This window comes from Sphingosinicella sp. (assembly GCF_052387495.1).
Taxonomy (GTDB): domain Bacteria; phylum Pseudomonadota; class Alphaproteobacteria; order Sphingomonadales; family Sphingomonadaceae; genus Allosphingosinicella.
This window is the reverse complement of the sequence record NZ_JBQTJC010000183.1, coordinates 1-3,116: the sequence shown is the minus strand read 5'-3', so window position 1 is coordinate 3,116 and position 3,116 is coordinate 1. Positions and strand designations below refer to the sequence as shown.

Below are 3,116 nucleotides of genomic sequence, written 5' to 3'. Positions count from 1 at the left end.
GAGGATCGCGCCGCCCTTGATGCGATGCGCGGCCATGCCCTTTTCGAGCCGTTCCTGCCCCTCCGCGTCGAGACCGTTGGCGGGCTCGTCGAGCAGCCAGAGCGGGGCGTTGCAGGCGAGGATGCGGGCGAGCGCGGCCCGCTTGCGCTGCCCGGTCGAAAGCATCCGCACCGGGACATCGGCGAGATGACCGATCCCCATCGCCTCCATCCCGGGCACGGCCGAGACCCCGTCCAGCCGCGCCCAAAGCCCAAGCGCCGCGCCCAGGCTCTGCCGCTCGTCGAGAGCGAGATGCTCGTCCGCCAGAGCGGCGTCCTCGCGTGAAACCGTGCCGGCGGCGGGGCGGAGCAGGCCGGCGGCAAGCCGGAGCAGGCTCGATTTGCCGACCCCGTTGGGGCCGCGCACGAGCAAGGCCTCGCCCGGCGCGAGCGCGAGGCTCAGCCCCTCGAACAGCAGGCGCCCGCCGCGCACGCAGGCGACGCCCTCGAGCCGCAGCCGCTCGCTCAACCCGCCGCCTCCTCGATCGCGTGCATCTCCGCGTCGGAGAAGCCGAAATGGTGGCCGACCTCGTGGACGATGACGTGGGTGATCAGCGCCTCGAGGCTGACCCCCGTGTCCACCCATTCGTCGAGCAACGGGCGGCGATAGAGGTGGACGCGCGGCGGCAGCTCGCCCGAGGCCCAGCTGCTCTCCTCGCGCATCGAACGGCCGGTATAGAGGCCGGTCAGGTCGAACGGATCCTCGATGCCGAGCTCGTCAAGCACTTCGTCGTCGGCGAATTCCTCGACCCTCAGCACGACGTTGGCGAGATGGCGCCGGAAGCGCTCGGGCAGGCCAGCGATCGCCGCGTCCGCGAGCCGCTCGATCGCCGCCGCGTCGGGGGCGAAGGTTTGACCTCTGGCCATGACAGGGGACATAGAGAAGCGCACAAGAAGGAGGAAGGGCCGTGGCGCTGCTGAGCGAAGCCGAACGTGAGGCCGCGCTCGCCGCGCTGCCGGGATGGGCCTACGATGCGGACCGGAACGGCATCGCCAAAAGCTTCAAATTCGCCGATTTCAACGCCGCCGTCGGCTTCATGACCCGGGTCGCCCTCGCCGCCGAGAAGGCCGATCACCATCCCGAATGGTCGAACGTCTGGAACCGGGTTGACATCCTGCTGAGCACGCACAGCGAAGGCGGCGTGACGGAGAAGGACATCGCGCTCGCCCGGACGATCGAGGCCAGCTTGCCCTGAGCGCGCGCCCTTACTAGATGCACCGCTTCCAGGCGTTTGATTGCGAACCCGATTCACGCCCGCCGCTTCGCGGCGACCGATCGGTTTCGGTGCGGAGCGGTGGCCGAGTGGTCGAAGGCGCTCGCCTGGAAAGTGAGTATACGGCAAAACCGTATCGAGGGTTCGAATCCCTCCCGCTCCGCCACAACCCTCTCCAGCATCTTCCAAAATAGTCTATAAAACATAGCTTTTCTGCCGATCCTCGAATAATGTGCGTCCGACGCGTTCCTGCGAAGTGCCCCCAAATCCGGGGCAGCGGGGGGCACTGGCGGGGCACGGCCTTGCAATTTTGGGGGCACGGATGCTCACAGATCTGAAGGCGCGGAACGCCAAGGCTCGCGATAGAGACTACAAGTTGGCCGACTCTGGCGGCCTCTATCTTTTTGTGACCACGAAGGGGTCCACCCCGCGCTGTTCGCCGTGACGATCGGTGCCTATTTCGCCTTCCTCGCGATCATGGCGGCGGCGTTCATGAACGCTGAACTGATCCTGCCGTTTGCGATCTTCTTCATCTACGTGGCGATGGCGTTCGGCACGCCGGCGCTGTGGGCGCGGATCGCGCCGCGGCCCGAGGGCCGCTTTGCGAGCTGGGCCGAGTTCCGTGCGGACGGGGTGGAGATCGAGACTGGCCACATCGGCAGCGGCGCCGCCATCGCCCAGGTGCTCGTGCTCCCGATCCTGGTCGCGGGCTGGGCGCTGGCGATCGCGATCATCGTCGCGTTCGTCTGAACGGGGGCTTGGTACCCGCGCCGCACCGAATTGGAGTCGAGAACGATGATGGCTGCTCCGAATCCCACGCCGGAAGATTTGCTGGCTCGCCTTCGGCGCCTGCGCGCACGGCTGGTCGAGCAGGGCCGGTCCGAGGCGGTGTCGGCGCTCGACGCAGCGATCGCGGACGCGGAAACTGAGCGGGCGAGTCGGCGAAAGGGCGGAGGGCGATCCGCCGCCGGCCGCCGCAGGGCGCTCGCGACGTGACGGCGACGCGCGGAGAGCAGATGCTCGCGCTCCGGCGCGCGCGGATGGCGGCGGCTCCGCCCATCTTGCGCGGAGGATTTCGCCCGTTCTTTCTCGGCGGGTCGGCCTGGGCCGTTCTCGCGCTGGCGCTGTGGCTGGTCGCGCTGGCCGGCGGTGGCGCGCTGCCGAGCGCGTTCGATCCGCTCGCCTGGCACCGGCACGAAATGCTGTTCGGCTTCGTCGGCGCGGTGATCGCCGGTTTCCTGCTGACCGCCATCCCGAACTGGACCGGCCGGCTGCCGATCGCCGGGCCGCCGCTTGCCGCTCTGTTCGGCCTTTGGCTGGCCGGCCGCGTCGCGGTATTGTTTTCCACCGAGCTCGGCCGCGCGCCGGCCGCGGCGCTCGACGTCGGCTTCTACCTGATCCTTGCCGGGCTCGCCGCCCGCGAGGTGCTGGCCGCGAAGAACCGCAATCTGCCGATCGTCGGCCTTGTCCTCCTGCTCGGGCTTGCGAACGCGGCCGATCACGCGGCCGCGGCCGGCCTCTTCGCGATGACGGACGGCGGCGTCTTCGCCGCGATGGCGCTCGTGATCCTGATGATCTCGCTGATCGGCGGGCGCATCATTCCCTCCTTCACCCGCAACTGGATGCAGAAGCAGGGACTCGGTGGGCGCCTTCCGGCCCAGCCCGGCCGTTTCGATCTCGCCGTGATCGCGGCGACGGCGGCGGCTCTGCTCGGCTGGATCCTGCTTGGCGAATCCCGGCTCGTTGGCGCGCTTCTCGTGGGCGCCGGCCTGCTCCAGGCGCTGTGGCGGGCGCGCTGGCGCGGGCTGCGGGCCGCGCGCGACCCGCTCGGCCTGATCCGGCCTATCGGCGATTCGTGGCTGCC

At 69.4% G+C, this 3,116-nt stretch carries 5 protein-coding genes and 1 tRNA gene; 4 read left to right on the top strand and 2 right to left on the bottom strand.

What is annotated here, in order from left to right; genetic code table 11:
• Both ccmA and ACT4N8_RS10385 read right to left on the bottom strand, forming a co-directional pair.
• On the bottom strand, positions 1 to 507 hold a 507-nt coding region (gene ccmA, locus ACT4N8_RS10390), incomplete at its 3' end, for a heme ABC exporter ATP-binding protein CcmA (protein WP_444858055.1).
• Positions 504 to 905, bottom strand: coding sequence for a metallopeptidase family protein (locus ACT4N8_RS10385; protein WP_444858054.1), 402 nt, complete (start codon positions 903 to 905; stop codon positions 504 to 506). The genes ccmA and ACT4N8_RS10385, both read right to left, overlap by 4 nt.
• A gap of 41 nt (positions 906 to 946) precedes the next feature.
• On the opposite strand from ACT4N8_RS10385, the gene ACT4N8_RS10380 reads away from it, so the two are divergent.
• The 4 genes from ACT4N8_RS10380 to ACT4N8_RS10365 all read left to right on the top strand — a co-directional run.
• On the top strand, positions 947 to 1,234 hold the full coding sequence (locus ACT4N8_RS10380) for a 4a-hydroxytetrahydrobiopterin dehydratase (RefSeq protein ID WP_444858053.1): 288 nt from the start codon (positions 947 to 949) through the stop codon (positions 1,232 to 1,234).
• A gap of 93 nt (positions 1,235 to 1,327) precedes the next feature.
• Positions 1,328 to 1,418 (top strand) — tRNA-Ser (locus ACT4N8_RS10375).
• A gap of 275 nt (positions 1,419 to 1,693) precedes the next feature.
• On the top strand, positions 1,694 to 2,002 hold the full coding sequence (locus tag ACT4N8_RS10370) for a hypothetical protein (protein ID WP_444858052.1): 309 nt from the start codon (positions 1,694 to 1,696) through the stop codon (positions 2,000 to 2,002).
• Between the two features lie 242 nt (positions 2,003 to 2,244).
• Positions 2,245 to 3,116 (top strand): NnrS family protein (locus tag ACT4N8_RS10365; protein ID WP_444858051.1); only part of this gene is annotated, 872 nt, incomplete at its 3' end.